Below are 15,198 nucleotides of genomic sequence, written 5' to 3'. Positions count from 1 at the left end.
GCGCCATAGCGCTGCGGGCAACAGAAGGAGATATGAAATGTGCGTAGTTTGTGGGTGCAGTGACACCAGCCCGGCTCACGCCCGGCATCTGAAAACCCATGGGGTCGAACCCGGCGTGGTGCAGATCGACCCTGCCCGTGGCGACCTGCACTTTGGCGCCGGTGCGGCCCGGGTCTCCGTGCCCGGCATGAGCCAGGCGCGCGCAATCAAGCTGGAGACCGACATCTTGGGCGCCAACAACCGCGTGGCCCAACAGAACCGCGACCACTTCGAAGCCCATGGGGTAACCACCCTGAATCTGGTGTCCAGCCCGGGATCGGGCAAGACCACGCTGCTGTGCGCCACCATAGAAGCGCTCAAGGCGCGATCGCCTGCACTGCACGTTGCTGTGATCGAGGGCGACCAGCAGACCAGCTTCGACGCCGACCGCATCCGCGCCACTGGTGCGCCTGCGGTCCAGGTCAACACGGGCAAGGGTTGTCACCTTGATGCACCCATGGTGAGCGAGGCGTTTGCCCAGTTGCACAGCCATGATCACGCACATGGCGACCACCATCATGATCACGGTGCAGATCACAACCTGTTGTTCATCGAAAACGTCGGCAACCTGGTGTGTCCCGCCGTGTGGGACCTGGGCGAAGCCGCCAAGGTGGCAGTCCTCTCGGTGACCGAGGGCGAAGACAAGCCACTTAAATACCCCGACATGTTTGCTGCGTCCCAGCTTATGGTGCTCAACAAGATCGATCTGCTGCCACATGTTCGCTTCGACGTGGCACGCTGCATTGAGCTCGCGCGTCGCGTGAACCCTGCGATCGAAGTCATCCAGCTCTCTGCCACCACAGGCGAAGGCATGGACGCCTGGCTGCATTGGCTCGATCACGCCATGGGCCACGACCACCACCATCGCGACCACGGGGAAACAGGCCATACTGCCGCATTGCGCTTGCGCGTGCGGCAGTTGGAAACCGAACTCGCCAGCGCCAAAGCCGCGCTTTCATCCGATGGCGCTCTCTGATCGCCGGGCCACCATGCCGCGCGCCGCGTTGCCCACCGTTCTCGCTGTTGGCGCATGGCTGAAGAACACCGCCTGCCTGCTGGTGGCCGGGGAGCCCAGGTGGTCGGCTGTGCACGGCGATCTCAGCGATCCAGCGGCTTGCACGGGGCTGGAAGCCTCTGTGTGCCAACTGCTGGCCATGCATGGCCGGTCCATTGCGGCGGTGGCGCACGACCTGCATCCCGATTTTTTCAGCACCCAACTCGCTGTGGAATTCGCTGCCAAGCTGGGGGTGCCCGCCATCGGGGTGCAACACCACCACGCGCACATTGCGGCGGTGGTGGCCGAACACGGGATCGAAGGCCCAGTGATTGGACTGGCACTCGACGGCGTCGGCCTCGGAACCGACGGAGCTGCCTGGGGCGGCGAACTGCTCTGGGTGCAGGGTTCGCAATGGGCGCGGCTGGGGCACTTGCAGCCACTGGCCCTGCCCGGAGGGGACCGTGCGGCGCGTGAGCCCTGGCGCATGGCGGCCAGCGCTTTGCATGTATTGGGCCGTGGTGAGGAAATTTCGTGTCGCTTCGCGCCGACGGTGGGGGCCAGCATGGCCGGAGGCGTGCAGCAGATGCTGGAGCGTGGACTGAACTGCCCGTTCACCAGCAGCACCGGGCGCTGGTTCGATGCAGCCGCCGGCGCGCTGGGCCTCTGCTTGCACCAGACCGACGAAGCCCAGGCGGCGATCGCATTGGAGTCCGGTGCCCAACGCTGGCTGGCCCAGCACCAGCACCCCAAGACCGATCCGCTGCCCGGCGCCTCGGTCGATGCACACAACCGCTTGGTGCTCGGCGGGCTTTTGGCTCACCTGTTTGATCTGCCCGAGGCGCACCGGGACCAGGCTGCCGCAGGATTCCACCTGGCACTCGCCGATGCGCTGGCCGACTGGGCCATCCGTGCCGCGACATCGCGCGGTAGCCGCACCGTCTGCCTCGGCGGCGGCTGTTTTTTCAATCGCATTTTGTGCGAGCGCGTGACTGCACGCCTGCAGGCTGCAGGCTTGGCCGTGTTCCGTCCTATAGACAAAGGCTGCGGCGACGCCGGTCTGGCGCTCGGCCAGGCCTGGGTGGCGGCTCAGCAACTGGTCACCCACCCCCGACAAGATTCACCCGAAAAGGAAATCGAACCATGTGTCTAGCCATTCCCGCGCTTCTGGTGGAGCTGCGCCCCAACGATCAGGCTGTGGTCAACCTCGGGGGCATCCGCAAGGAAATTTCCGTCGCGCTGGTGGCCGGTGTTCAGGTAGGTGACTACGTGATCGTGCACGTGGGTCATGCGATCGGCGTCATCGACCCCGAGGAGGCTGCGCTCACCTTGGCGTTGTTCGCCGAGATGGCGCAGATAGAGGCTTCAACGCACACGCTTGGAGGCGGGGCCAGCGCTGGGCCGCCCCGAGCTGGACCAGCCCCCTCGGGGAACAGCGAACCACACGAAGTGGCGAGCGTCGAGGCAAAGGTGACCGCATGAAATACATTGATGAATTCCGCGACGGCGAACTGGCCAGCCAGATCGGCGCTCGCATTGCAGCTGAGGTTGATCCGGCACGCAGCTACCACTTCATGGAGTTCTGCGGCGGTCACACGCATGCCATCTCTCGCTATGGCATCACGGAATTGTTGCCAGCCAACGTGCGCATGATCCATGGCCCGGGCTGCCCGGTCTGCGTGCTGCCCATTGGTCGAATCGACCTGGCGATTCGCCTGGCGTTGGAGCAAGATGCCATCGTCTGCACCTACGGCGACACGATGCGCGTACCCGCCTCCGACAGCCTTTCCTTGATCAAGGCCAAGGCGCGGGGGGGGACATCCGCATGGTGTATTCGGCCGCCGATGCCATGATCATCGCGCGCGCCAACCCACAACGTGAAGTGGTGTTCTTTGCCATCGGTTTCGAGACCACGACACCGCCCACAGCGCTGGTGATTCGCGATGCCCAGCGCGAAAGCCTGAGCAATTTCAGTGTGTTGTGCTGCCATGTGCTCACGCCTTCGGCCATCACCCACATCCTGGAGTCCCCCGAGGTACGCCAGTTCGGCACTGTGCCCATCGATGGCTTCATCGGCCCGGCCCATGTGAGCATCGTCATCGGCTCGGCGCCCTACGATCATTTCGCCGAGGAGTACCGCAAGCCAGTGGTGATTGCCGGCTTCGAGCCACTGGATGTGATGCAGTCCATTCTGATGTTGGTGCGCCAGGTCAACGAAGGTCTCGCCCATGTTGAGAACGAGTTCACCCGCGCTGTCACGCCCGAGGGCAACCTCAAGGCGCAGGCCCTGGTATCCGAGGTGTTCGAGCTCCGGCCGAGCTTCGAATGGCGCGGCCTGGGGGAGGTGCCGTACAGTGCGCTCAAGGTTCGTGAGGGCTTTGCGGCATTCGACGCCGAGCGGCGCTTCAACCTGAGCTACCAGCCGGTGGCCGACAACAAGGCGTGCGAATGCGGCGCCATATTGCGCGGCGTGAAGAAGCCCGCCGACTGCAAGATTTTCGGCACCGTCTGCACGCCAGAGAATCCGGTGGGTTCCTGCATGGTGTCCAGCGAGGGTGCCTGTGCCGCCCACTACACCTATGGTCGTTTTCGCGACATTCCCATCGTCAGCTCAACCGCCGAAGAGGCTGTGCCATGAGAACCGAAGTGGAAACTTCCGCTGGCGGTGAAATGCCCGCGCCAAAACCCGTAAAGAAGAACTACATCCGCCCTCTGGATATCAAGCACGGCCACATTGACATGGGCCATGGTGCGGGCGGCAAGGCCGCTGCGCAGCTGATCGAAGAGGTGTTTCTCGCGGCATTCGACAACGACTACCTGCGCCAGGGAGACGACGGCGCTGTGTTGGAACTGCCCGGCTTTGACCCGACGCAGGGGAGGCTCGTCATGGCGACCGACGGCCATGTGGTCTCTCCGCTGTTTTTCCCCGGCGGTGATGTGGGTTGCCTGTCGGTGCACGGTACGGTCAACGACGTGGCCATGTCCGGTGCGACACCGCTCTACCTGAGCGCCAGTTTCATCCTGGAGGAAGGGTTTCCTTTGGCGGACCTGCAGCGCATCGTGAAGTCCATGGCGGCCGCTGCGCGCGAGGCGGGCGTGCCGGTGGTCACGGGCGACACCAAAGTGGTGGAACGTGGCAAGGGCGATGGCGTCTTCATCAGCACCACCGGTGTTGGCGTGCTTGCGCCAGGGGTGCACATCAGCGGACGCAATGCGCGCGCTGGCGACGTGGTGCTGCTCTCGGGCAGTATCGGCGACCACGGCGTGGCCGTGCTGTCTCAACGCGAATCCCTGGCCTTCGAAACGACCATTGAAAGCGACACCGCCGCGCTGCACACCCTGGTGGCCGCCATGCTCGCGGCTGCACCGGGTGGGGTGCGCGTGCTGCGAGATCCCACGCGCGGCGGCTTGGCCACGACCTTGAATGAAATCGCGCGCCAGTCGGACGTGGGCATGCTGCTGCAGGAGGCCGCGATTCCGGTCAATCCGCAGGTGGACGCCGCCTGCGAATTGCTGGGGCTGGACCCGCTGTATGTGGCCAATGAAGGCAAGCTCATCGCCGTGGTGGCACCCGAAGCCGCCGAGGCCGTGCTGGTCGCGATGCGTGCCCATCCACTGGGTGGCGAAGCGGCACGCATCGGCGAAGTCACCACCGACCCGCATCATTTTGTGCAAATGGCGACCCGCTTTGGTGGCCGGCGCGTGGTGGACTGGCTCAGCGGCGAGCAGCTGCCGAGGATTTGTTGAGGTCGGCGGTGGTGCGGAACGGCACGTGCCCTGGGATGTGTGCTGTGGTCAATCGGTGAATGAGGTGATCATGAACAACGGTGCGCCTCAGAAGGTCAAGGCAGGTCATACAGGCGGCGCTTTCGCCGCACCCGCCGCAGCCATGAATGATCGCGCGGGTTTGCGTATCCTGCTGCTGTGTCACAGCTTCAACAGCCTCTCGCAACGTTTGTATGCCGAGTTGCGCGCGCGCGGACACACGCTCAGTGTGGAACTCGATATCCATGACCGGGTGACCGAAGAAGCGGTCGACAAGTTCTGTCCCGATCTTGTGCTAGCGCCGTTTCTCAAGCGACGCATCCCGGCATCGGTATGGGAGCGCGTGGTTTGCCTGGTGGTGCATCCCGGACCCCCTGGCGATCAGGGCCCGAGCGCTCTGGACTGGGCCGTGTTGCAGGGCCAGCAGCACTGGGGCGTGACGGTGCTGCAAGCGAATGGTGACTACGACGCCGGACCGGTGTGGGCCGAGGCGCATTTTTCTATGCGGGAAGCGACCAAAGGGGATCTTTACCGGTGTGAAGTGACGCAGGCTGCGCTGCAGGCGGTCGACCTGGCAGTGCAGCGTCTCGCAGCAGGCCACCGGGACCCGCCCGCCGTGCCAGCGCCCGCCGCACACTGGCAGCCTGCCATGCGCCAGGGAGATCGCCGCATCCACTGGACGGTCGACGACACCACCACCGTGCTGGCCAAACTGCGCAGTGCCGATGGACAGCCGGGTGTGCTCGATGCACTGTGGGGGCAGGCCTGCTACCTCGGGGACGGCCATTCCGCCAGTGCCACCAGCTTGCTCGAGTTCAAACAAAGCACATCCGGTGAGTTGCTCGCGGTGCGCGACGGTGCGCTGCTGCGCCGTACCTGCGACGGCGGTGTCTGGATCGGGCAGGCGCGGCGCGTCGACCCACCTGGCACCGAGCCGGTCCAGGCCAGTTTCAAACAGACAGCCGCAGACTTGTTTGCCACCGAAGCAGCAGCCTTGCCACGGCGACCAGTGGCGCTGGAGAGGCCGGACGACGAGTGGGGCGAGTTGCGATACACAGAACACGGGCCGGCCGGTGCTCGCGTGGGTTGTCTCGCGTTCGAATTTTACAACGGCACCATGTCCACCAACCGATGCGTGCGACTCCGCGAGGCCTTGCTGGCTGTGCGCGCGCGACCGACACAAGTGCTCCTGTTGATGGGGGGTGCGGGCTTCTTCAGCAATGGCATTGACCTCAACAGCATCGAAGCCGCAGCCCACGACACGGGCGATAGTGCGGCCGATGCCTCGTGGCGCAACATCAATGCCATGAATGACGTGGCACTCACTGTGTTGGAGACCATCGACCGCTGGACCGTGAGTGTCTTGCGCGGCAACGCAGGAGCCGGTGGCGCCTTCCTTGCGCTGGCGGCCGATGAAGTCTGGGCACACGAAGGCGTGGTGCTCAACCCGCATTACAAGAACATGGGCAACCTCTACGGTTCCGAATACTGGACGTACCTGCTGCCTCGCCGCTTGGGGGAGCGGGGGGCCAAAGACCTGATGGCGCAGCGCCTGCCACTTTTGGCCAGGAAGGCAAGTGAGATGGGCCTGATCGACCATTGCGACAGCGAAGGTCGTGCCGGTTTTGAAGTGCGCTGTCTGGCGCGGGCACTGGCCCTGGCCAGCTCCTACAATGGTCTGGAGCGGCTGGCGCTCAAGCAGGCTCGGCGTGCCGAAGACGAAGCCCGCCGCCCACTGACCCACTACCGCGAACAGGAATTGGCGCGAATGCAACGCAACTTCTACGGTTTCGATCCCAGCTACCATGTGGCGCGGCACCACTTCGTGCACAAGCTTCCCCACGCCTGGACGCCGCGCCATCTGGCGGTGCACAGATGAGCACATCCTTTGTTTGTTCACTGAGAGCCGTATACCCCCGCAAGTTGGCAACAGCTGCGACCCGGGGAGGCCTCTTTCGCCGTGTTTGTGGGCCAAGCACTTTGTACCAGGTCTTGCGTGCGGAGCACGTTGCGCCATGACCCATCCGCCGCACCTTGATCTCCTGCCCACGGTGCTGGTGGTGGACGATGAAGTGCGTTCGCTGGACGCTATCCGGCGCACGCTGGATGAAGATTTCACGGTGTTCACGGCGAGCAGCGCCGAGGAGGCCCGTGGCTTGCTGGAACGGCAGGCAGTGAGCGTCATCCTGTGTGACCAACGCATGCCCGGGCAGACCGGCGTGAATTTCCTCAAGCAAGTGCGCGAGCGATGGCCCGAAGTGGTGCGCATCGTGATCTCGGGCTACACCGATTCCGAGGACATCATTGCCGGCATCAACGAAGCAGGTGTCTACCAATACATCCTAAAACCCTGGTCCCCCGACCATTTGCTGGATTCGGTGCGCAATGCAGTCGAAGCCCAGACCCTGCAACGCCAGACCAGTCGTCTCGACCTGGAGTTGCGCACCAGCACAGTTGTCTTGCGCCAGCGCACCACTTCTCAGGTGGTCCAGGCCCGCAGCAGCTTTGGCTTCGATCGAATCGTGCGCGCCCAGGGCAGTCCACTGGAGGGCGTTTGCACCATGGCTGAGCGGGTGGCTCGCTACGACATTTCGGTATTGGTTCTGGGTGAATCAGGCACCGGAAAAGAGCTGCTGGCGCGCGCCATGCACTACGCGTCTCCACGTCAGACAGGTCCTTTCGTCGTAGAAAACTGCGCTGCCATTCCCGACAACCTGCTGGAGTCCGAGCTCTTTGGCCACAAGCGCGGCGCATTCACCGGCGCCTATGAGGACCATCTTGGCTTGTTCCAGCGTGGCACCGGCGGCACCGTGTTCCTCGACGAAATTGGCGAAACCTCACCTGCCTTTCAAGTCAAGCTGCTGCGCGTCCTGCAAGAAGGCGAGGTGCGGCCTGTGGGCGGCGCCCGTCCAGTGCCTGTGAATGTGCGTGTGATCGCTGCCACCCACCGCCACTTGGAGGAGCGTGTTCGCGACGGCCTGTTTCGCGAAGATCTGTATTACCGCATCGCCGGGGTCACACTCACGGTGCCACCGCTGAGGGAGCGAGTGGCTGACATCGTCCCGATTGCGCGCCAACTCGTGCAGAATGTCGCTGCCGAACTCGGGCACCCAGGCGCCCATCTGCCTGACGACACTCTGGCATGTTTGTTGGGCTACGGCTGGCCGGGCAACATCCGCGAACTGCGCAACGAGATCGCGCGTGCGCTTGCGCTGAACGACGGTCCGCAGTTGGGCGCTTCTGCATTTTCCAGCCGGGTGCTCCAAGGCCGCTCCGATGGTGCCGCCGATGATCTGGTCGCCGCAGTGCCAAAAAGTGGCACCTTGGCAGAGCGACTGCAGGTGATCGAGGCCATGGTGTTGCGCGAAACCTTGTTGCGCCACCGCTGGAACAAAACCCGTGTCGCACAAGAGCTCGGCCTCTCGCGTGTGGGCCTGCGGGCCAAGATGCAGCGCTTTCAACTGGAGTCAAAATGAACGTCCTCTGGCTACAGTCCGGCGGCTGTGGTGGTTGCAGCATGTCGCTGCTGTGCGCCGACACCACCGATTTTCAGGGCCACTTGCGCGATGGCGGCATCCAACTGTTGTGGCACCCTTCATTGTCGCTGGCCAGTGGCGAAGAGGTGATCGAGTTGTTGGACGCGCTTGCAGCAGGCAACACGTTATTGGATGTGTTGTGTGTGGAGGGATCCTTGTTGCGTGGCCCCAACGGCACCGGCCGGTTCCACATGCTGGCGGGCACTGGCCTGCCCATGATCGATTGGGTCAAGCGCCTCGCGGCGCGCGCAAAACACGTGATGGCGGTCGGCAGCTGTGCAGCCTGGGGCGGGATCACCGCCGGTGGCAACAATCCCACCGACGCCTGCGGTCTGCAATTCGAAGACGATCAATTGGGTGGCTTGCTCGGTGCAGCGTTCCGCAGCGGCAGCGGCTTGCCAGTGATCAATGTGGCGGGTTGCCCCACGCACCCGAGCTGGATCACCGACACCCTTATGGCGTTGGCCGCGAACACCTTCAACGCCGAAGACCTCGACCCGCTGAACCGTCCGCGTTCCTATGCCGACCAGCTGGTTCACCACGGCTGCACCCGCAACGAATACTATGAATTCAAGGCCAGCGCGGAGAAGCCCTCTGATCTGGGTTGCATGATGGAACACATGGGCTGCAAAGGCACGCAAGTGCATGCGGATTGCAACATCCGACTGTGGAATGGCGAAGGCAGCTGCACACGTGGCGGCTACGCCTGCATCGCTTGCACGGAACCTGGCTTCCAGGAGCCCGGTCACCCGTTTCACGAAACACCCAAGCTCGCCGGGATCCCGATTGGCCTGCCCACCGACATGCCCAAGGCCTGGTTCGTGGCGCTGGCATCGTTGTCCAAGAGCGCAACACCCAAACGCGTCAAGAACAACGCCGTAGCCGACCACTTGGTGGTCAGACCGGCCGTGCGCAAAACGCGTCTGAAATGAAAGAGATGATGAAGCACATACGACGCGCTTCGCGCAACCCACTCACGGGGCCAACGCTTGCGGACCGGCCATGCCGCTTGATCAGTGTTCGTGGAACGGACCCATTCAGGGGCAAGAAGGCATGAGCAGGCTGCTCGTCGGCCCATTCAACCGAGTCGAAGGCGATCTCGAGGTCGCCCTCGATATCGCCGATGGTCGCGTGAGCTCGGCGCAAGTCAATGCCACGATGTACCGTGGATTCGAGCAGATATTGCAAGGCAAGGAACCACACGATGCGCTGGTTTATGTCCCGCGGATCTGCGGCATCTGCTCGGTGTCGCAGTCGGTGGCTTCGGCCCGCGCACTGGCCGATTTGGGGGGCATCACCATGCCACCCAACGGTCAGCATGCGACCAACGTGATCCTTTCCAATGAAAATCTGGCCGACCACCTGACGCATTTCTACCTGTTCTTCATGCCCGACTTTGCCCGTCCGGTGTACGCAGGCCACGCCTGGCATGCCGAGGCGGTGCGGCGGTTTTCTCCCGATTACGGCGAACAGGTGCGCGCAGCCACGGCAGCACGTCAGCGCTGGCTCACCATCATGGGCACGCTGGGAGGCAAATGGCCACACACCCAATCCATCGAGCCAGGCGGGTCCACCCGTGCCATTGATAGCGCCGAGCGCGTGCGGCTGCTCGCCAAGGTGCGCGAGTTTCGCAGTTTCCTGGAACGTCAGCTTTTCGCGGCTCCACTGGAAGCGGTGGCCTCGCTTCCCAACGAAGAAGCACTGTGGAACTGGCACGCGCAAGACCCGCTGGCAGGCGACCTGCGTTTTTTCCTGACGTTGGTGCGCGACCTGTCATTGCAGTCATTGGGGCAGGGACCGGGCCGCTATCTGAGCTATGGCGCTTATGCACAGCCCGACGGAAGTTGGGCTTTGCCTGGCGGCGTGTGGCGTGCGGATTCGGCGCGGCTGGATGTATTGGACGCTGCAGCCATCACGGAAGACGCTACCCACGCCTGGTTGGCGGAGGGCGGAAAAGGCCCCCTACACCCATTGTCTGGCATCACACGCCCTGAACCTGACAAGCGGGGTGCCTATACATGGAACAAGGCGCCACGCTTGGCTGGCGAGGTGGTGGAGACAGGGGCCATCGCGCGCCAATTGGCGGGGGGGCAGTCTTTGGTGCGAGACGCTGTGGCGCACCATGGCGGCACGGTCTATACCCGTGTGTTGGCTCGCCTGATCGAATTGGCGCGCGTGGTGCCTATGGTCGAAGACTGGCTTCAAGGCATACGGCCCGGCGAGGCTTTTTGCGTGCCCTCCAGTCTGCCCGAAGACGGACGTGGGGTGGGTTTGGGCGAAGCCGCTCGGGGCAGTCTCGGGCACTGGATCGTGGTGCAACGCGGGCGTATTGCCAACTACCAGATCGTGGCCCCCACCAGCTGGAATTTTTCACCACGCGATGCTGCGGGTACACCCGGAGCGCTGGAGCAAGCCTTGGTGAATGCATCTGTGCTGGATGGCGAAAAAACGCCCATTTCGGTACAACACATTGTTCGCTCTTTTGATCCTTGCATGGTCTGCACCGTCCATTGATGAACACCCCAGCGTCGTTTCGCGCCCCCCTCCCTAGTGGGCAATGCCAGCGGCCCATCAGGGCCGTTGGCGGGGTGAAGGGGGTCTGGCACCATTTCATGTCGAGTCTCTCTATTGGCGAAGAGCAGATATGAGCAAGCCCAGAGCACCCAGTCCCCTGCCCACGACGCCCATGGAAGGTGTGGACGAATCAACTTGGATGGACGTGATCCAAAAGATGGATGAGGTGTACACGCGCCTCATCGACGACGAGGTGGAGCTTGAGAAAAAGAACTCCGAACTGGAGCAGTCGCAGCAATTCATCTTCAGTGTGTTGACATCGATGTCCGATGTGCTGCTGGTCTGTGATGCAAGTGGATTGATCGAGCAGGTCAACGCGGCGTTATGTGAACTGGTGGGGCGCGACGAATCAGCGCTGCGCGGCTCAGAGATTGGCAGCCTGTTGGCCGACGACAGCAGCAGGACTCTGGCAAAAGCGGCCATCGCCGATGCGCCACGCACCGGCGAAGTCATTGAGCTCAATTTGCTCGACGCCCAGGGTCAGGCCGTGTCAGTAGATGCAAATTGCACACCACGCATGGGCAGCGACGGGCGGTGCGTTGGCACGGTGTGGGTCGGACGCCCAACGGCAGAGCTCAAACGTGCGTACCACGAGATGCGAGCTGCTCACGATGCCCTGAAACGCACCCAGCAACAACTGCTTCACTCGGAAAAGATGGCCTCGCTTGGGCAGTTGGTGGCCGGTGTGGCCCATGAGCTCAACAATCCCATCAGTTTCGTACTGGGCAATGTGCACGCCTTGCGCAAGTATTGCGACCGACTGAGGTCGTACATGGAGGCCCTGCATGCACAAGCCACAGAACCCGAATTGCATGCTTTGCGCAAACAATTGCGTATCGAACACATCTTGAACGATTTGCCTTCGTTGATCGAAGGAACGTTAGAGGGTGCTCAGCGCACCGCCGATATCGTGCACGGATTGAAGCGTTTCTCAGCCATGGATTCCGAGGAGCGCGTGCCGGTGAACTTGGTGGAGATAGTTGATCGCGCCATACACTGGGTGCAAAAAGGGCGATCGCAACCGCCTCGGGTGCATTGGGACTCGTGCACAGCAGTAACCGTTTTGGGCAGTGCAGGGCAACTTCAACAGGTGATGATGAACTTGCTGCAAAATGCATTTGACGCAGTGGACGGGCAAGGAGATGGTGGCACGGCTAGCGTCTGGGTAAGGCTGACACAGGCAACAGATGACACCGTTCGAGTCTCGGTCCGCGACGACGGACCGGGAATTGCGCCAGAGCATATGTTGCGGATTTTTGATCCATTTTTCACCACCAAACCCGTCGGCAAAGGCACAGGCTTAGGGCTGTCGATCAGCTATGGCATTGTCGAACAGCACGGTGGGACGCTCACTGCTATTAACTCAGAACAAGGTGGGGCAGAGCTTAGCTTGGTGCTGCCAGCAATTCATTGCGACAAATATACCGGCTTGGGTTTCGACTCGGCATCCTAAGCTTCTTTTTTAAAGTCGCTGAGACGGTGAGTCCTCAAGCTCTCCGCAGACTTCGGAAGTAGCTTTTTGAAGTGTCCCGGGCTTGAACTGACGCCCAGAATTTGGACCGTTGCAATCCCGATGATCACGCAGTACTTCTCAGCCGGAGAGGGTAGGAGCTTTTCTGTAAACGGTCAATTGGAAGGGGAATTCCTGCAGTCCCACGGAATTGCAAATAAATGACCGTTACGAACGAACTGATCGACAGCCTTCTCAAGCTGCTCACTAAAAATTTGCTGGAACGCGCATTGCTATCCGGGGTTGGCCGAACACCTGAACCACGCCATGAAATGCCCGGTTTACCGTCCAGTTCGAGGAGAGAATGCCCAAGCCTGCCCCCCGCGTCAGAATAGATGTCGCCTCCAATTTTCCAGCGGATGATCCGCAGCGGAGCGACGAGAACAAATGCAAAAAATGAGAAGAACGCCTGACGTCAAAGAGCAGGCACTGAGCAAGGCCAGGCAGCGCGGTGAGCGCACGCTGAATGATGTGGCCGAAGAGCTGAACATGCCTCTGGGCACCCTCAAGGGCTGGCTCAAAACGTCATCCAAACACGGTGTGTTGGCGCCGATGGAATATTGCCCCCCGAGCTCTATAACTGGGGGTGCAGATAGAAACTTGGACTGGTTTTATGCCGTAAGTCCGTTCATCCAAAGTATGCGCCTCGGCTTCGGTCGATTTGGCTGCAAAAGCGGTGGCGGTCGTGGCAAGCACCAATGCAGAAACAATGGCAATCGATGTTTTGGTTTTCATGAAAATTCTCCTGAAGAAGTCACGCAGAGATTTGCGTAATTTGGGGAATATGGGCCTCGACTTAGGTCGGAATGAGGTCGCAACTTTGAAGTGATCGGCAAATCAGGGGGAGAGTGGGCCTATAGATCCGGCCCACTGAAGTATTCACTCCGTTCGGGCTGAGCTTGTCCAAGCCACTGCAACCCTTCGACAAGCTCAGGGTGAACGGTTCATACATCAAAGGGCCGAAGCAATAGATCGGGACTCTACAAATTCAGGGCCGATTGGAGAGCGAGCGGCAGATTTTTCATTGAGGCTGGGAAGCCTCCAATTGGAAGAAGCTGTCACCCAAGCCGCAAAGCTGAATGCCCTGAATGGGTCGCGAGCTCCAGACCACCCTTACTGTGAGCTGTCGTTCCAGCGATCTTGTCTGGCTGGCCTCAATCGTGTGACCGGTGCGGGTGGGCGGATTCAACTGGTCAACGCAACACATTCGCTGAACATCTCAGCGGGTGTATGGAAGCCGAGCGTCTTGCGCGGCCTCTCGTTCAATTGTCTCGCGATTGCGTTGAGCTGCAGCTGTGAGAAACCCGAGATATCCATACCCTTGGGCAGGTACTGCCTGAGCAGCCCATTCGTGTTCTCGTTGCTTCCGCGTTGCCAAGGACTTTTTGGATCACAGAAGTAGACCTGGATGTCGGTCGCCATGGTGAATTGCTTGTGCGCATGCATCTCCGTGCCTCTATCCCAGGTCAATGATTTGTAGAGCTCTTGCGGCAGTTTTCGGGCGTTCTTGATGAGCGCGTTGACGACCGTCTGCGAGTCCTTGCCATCCAGCTTCACCAACATCACGCATCGCGTTTGACGCTCGACCAACGTCGCGATCTGGCTCTTGCCATTGCCAAACACCAGGTCTCCCTCCCAGTGGCCTGGCACCGCACGGTCTTCGACGCAAGCAGGCCGCTCGCTGATCGAAACAGCATCCACGATCCGTCCGTGAATTGCGGTCTTCTGCGTGTAGTGACGAGATCGACGCATCCTGCGGGTACGTCTCAGGTGCTCCAGCAACTCCTTCTTCAAGGCGCCACGCGCTTGAATGAACAGACTGCGGTAGATGGTTTCGTGTGACACGTGATGGCTCTCGTCGCTCGGATAAGTATGCTTTAGCCAACCTGCGATTTGTTCCGGCGACCAGAGCATGCGCAACTTATCAGCAACGATTCGAGCCAAGGCACGGTACTCAACCAACTTGCAGCGCTTTGGGCGCCGCGCTCGCTTCCAAGCCGCTTCATCGGCCTGATTTGCACGGTAGCCCTCACTGCCTCCATTGCGCTTGATTTCCCGGCCGATCGTCGATGGTGCACGCCCTAAACGCGCTGCTGTTGATCGAATCGATTGGCCTGCCACCATCGCTCGCGAGATCTCCTCGCGCTCCGCCAGAGTCAATGCTCTTGATGCACGCAATCGCTGTGCCGGCCGGAATCCACCTGTCTCCGCAATTATTTTGAGCACCGACGTATGGGCACGATCGAAGAGCTTTCCGATCTCATGAAGCGTCCAGCCTTGTTTCCAATGCTCCCACATCAAGGCCTTCTGGCTGTCCGAGTAGTAGATCCGTGGCCGCTGTTTCATCTGCAACACTCATTCCGCCTAAGCGGTGGTTAGTGTGTTGCATCGACCGGTTGAATCCGCCGTGGGCGAGCGGTCGTTTGGAGTCTTGTTCCGCGAATGACAGGTTACAAAACTCGCGAACGCGCAGCCGTAAATTTCCTATGACTGGACCCAGCCTTGACCCGTCGCTCAAGTTGGCGTCTTAAGGGCTGCTCATGGCCGCAAGCGGACTGACGCGCCCTGACACCTCATGCGGATCGCAGTTGGCTGAGCTGATGGTTTTGAGCTTCTCCAGGACGGTATGAATGGCGAATGGCGAATGGCGAATGGCGTACCAGTTGAAATTCTGGTGGTATGGCTGCTGAGTGCCCCCATCGGTACCAAGGTTCTGTCGCGTCACCCGTTCAAGGATGGAAAAAATTTTGCATCTGACCTTGCTCGGCGGCTCTGCGCTG

The 15,198-nt window shown here is 61.3% G+C and carries 11 protein-coding genes and 1 pseudogene; 11 read left to right on the top strand and 1 reads right to left on the bottom strand.

Going from position 1 to position 15,198, the window contains the following annotated elements:
• Positions 1–37 precede the first annotated feature (37 nt).
• The 11 genes and pseudogenes from hypB to LPB072_RS23980 all read left to right on the top strand — a co-directional run bounded on the left by hypB (position 38) and on the right by LPB072_RS23980 (position 13,192).
• Entirely contained in the window at positions 38–1,015 is a 978-nt protein-coding gene (gene hypB / locus LPB072_RS19810; RefSeq protein ID WP_066086583.1) for a hydrogenase nickel incorporation protein HypB, read from the top strand.
• Positions 1,002–2,186, top strand: coding sequence for a Kae1-like domain-containing protein (locus tag LPB072_RS19805; RefSeq protein WP_269148694.1), 1,185 nt, complete (start codon positions 1,002–1,004; stop codon positions 2,184–2,186). The genes hypB and LPB072_RS19805 overlap by 14 nt, the downstream gene beginning before the upstream one ends.
• Complete coding sequence (locus tag LPB072_RS24225) at positions 2,177–2,515, top strand: HypC/HybG/HupF family hydrogenase formation chaperone (protein WP_082876759.1); 339 nt, start codon at positions 2,177–2,179, stop codon at positions 2,513–2,515. The genes LPB072_RS19805 and LPB072_RS24225 overlap by 10 nt, the downstream gene beginning before the upstream one ends.
• Positions 2,512–3,671: pseudogene (gene hypD, locus LPB072_RS19795) on the top strand (hydrogenase formation protein HypD). Before LPB072_RS24225 ends, hypD begins: the two are co-directional and overlap by 4 nt.
• On the top strand, positions 3,668–4,780 hold the full coding sequence (hypE, locus tag LPB072_RS19790) for a hydrogenase expression/formation protein HypE (protein ID WP_269148693.1): 1,113 nt from the start codon (positions 3,668–3,670) through the stop codon (positions 4,778–4,780). The pseudogene hypD and the gene hypE overlap by 4 nt, the downstream one beginning before the upstream one ends.
• Positions 4,781–4,850: 70 nt before the next feature.
• Positions 4,851–6,677, top strand: coding sequence for an enoyl-CoA hydratase-related protein (locus LPB072_RS19785; protein WP_331000263.1), 1,827 nt, complete (start codon positions 4,851–4,853; stop codon positions 6,675–6,677).
• A gap of 136 nt (positions 6,678–6,813) precedes the next feature.
• The gene (locus tag LPB072_RS19780; protein ID WP_066086590.1) at positions 6,814–8,274 is read left to right on the top strand and encodes a sigma-54-dependent transcriptional regulator; all 1,461 of its coding nucleotides are present in this window, start codon (positions 6,814–6,816) and stop codon (positions 8,272–8,274) included.
• Positions 8,271–9,266 carry a hydrogenase small subunit gene (locus LPB072_RS19775; protein ID WP_066086593.1) on the top strand — a complete coding sequence of 332 codons (996 nt, stop codon included), beginning with the start codon at positions 8,271–8,273 and terminating at the stop codon, positions 9,264–9,266. Before LPB072_RS19780 ends, LPB072_RS19775 begins: the two co-directional genes overlap by 4 nt.
• A 121-nt stretch (positions 9,267–9,387) precedes the next feature.
• Positions 9,388–10,848, top strand: a complete 1,461-nt coding sequence (locus LPB072_RS19770) for a nickel-dependent hydrogenase large subunit (protein WP_066086596.1) — start codon at positions 9,388–9,390, stop codon at positions 10,846–10,848.
• Positions 10,849–10,978: 130 nt separating this feature from the next.
• Positions 10,979–12,361, top strand: coding sequence for a PAS domain-containing sensor histidine kinase (locus tag LPB072_RS19765; RefSeq protein ID WP_066086598.1), 1,383 nt, complete (start codon positions 10,979–10,981; stop codon positions 12,359–12,361).
• Positions 12,362–12,805: 444 nt separating this feature from the next.
• The gene (locus LPB072_RS23980; protein ID WP_066086601.1) at positions 12,806–13,192 is read left to right on the top strand and encodes a hypothetical protein; all 387 of its coding nucleotides are present in this window, start codon (positions 12,806–12,808) and stop codon (positions 13,190–13,192) included.
• A gap of 411 nt (positions 13,193–13,603) precedes the next feature.
• Here the strand turns inward: LPB072_RS23980 and LPB072_RS19755 are convergent, their stop codons facing one another.
• Positions 13,604–14,764 (bottom strand): IS30 family transposase, encoded by a 1,161-nt coding sequence (locus tag LPB072_RS19755; protein WP_066086603.1) that lies wholly within the window; start codon positions 14,762–14,764, stop codon positions 13,604–13,606.
• Between the last annotated feature and the right edge of the window lie 434 nt (positions 14,765–15,198).

This window comes from Hydrogenophaga crassostreae (assembly GCF_001761385.1).
Taxonomy (GTDB): Bacteria; Pseudomonadota; Gammaproteobacteria; order Burkholderiales; family Burkholderiaceae_C; genus Hydrogenophaga; species Hydrogenophaga crassostreae.
The sequence above is the reverse complement of the archived record's forward strand: the minus strand, read 5'-3'. Positions and strand labels throughout refer to the sequence as shown.

Bases quoted from the DNA above. Each gene is read 5' to 3' on its own strand.
- hypB (WP_066086583.1), top strand. From the start codon at position 38: ATGTGCGTAGTTTGTGGGTGCAGTGACACCAGCCCGGCTCACGCCCGG.
- LPB072_RS19805 (WP_269148694.1), top strand. From the start codon at position 1,002: ATGGCGCTCTCTGATCGCCGGGCCACCATGCCGCGCGCCGCGTTGCCC.
- LPB072_RS24225 (WP_082876759.1), top strand. From the start codon at position 2,177: ATGTGTCTAGCCATTCCCGCGCTTCTGGTGGAGCTGCGCCCCAACGAT.
- hypE (WP_269148693.1), top strand. From the start codon at position 3,668: ATGAGAACCGAAGTGGAAACTTCCGCTGGCGGTGAAATGCCCGCGCCA.
- LPB072_RS19785 (WP_331000263.1), top strand. From the start codon at position 4,851: ATGAACAACGGTGCGCCTCAGAAGGTCAAGGCAGGTCATACAGGCGGC.
- LPB072_RS19780 (WP_066086590.1), top strand. From the start codon at position 6,814: ATGACCCATCCGCCGCACCTTGATCTCCTGCCCACGGTGCTGGTGGTG.
- LPB072_RS19775 (WP_066086593.1), top strand. From the start codon at position 8,271: ATGAACGTCCTCTGGCTACAGTCCGGCGGCTGTGGTGGTTGCAGCATG.
- LPB072_RS19770 (WP_066086596.1), top strand. From the start codon at position 9,388: ATGAGCAGGCTGCTCGTCGGCCCATTCAACCGAGTCGAAGGCGATCTC.
- LPB072_RS19765 (WP_066086598.1), top strand. From the start codon at position 10,979: ATGAGCAAGCCCAGAGCACCCAGTCCCCTGCCCACGACGCCCATGGAA.
- LPB072_RS23980 (WP_066086601.1), top strand. From the start codon at position 12,806: ATGCAAAAAATGAGAAGAACGCCTGACGTCAAAGAGCAGGCACTGAGC.
- LPB072_RS19755 (WP_066086603.1), bottom strand. From the start codon at position 14,764: ATGAAACAGCGGCCACGGATCTACTACTCGGACAGCCAGAAGGCCTTG.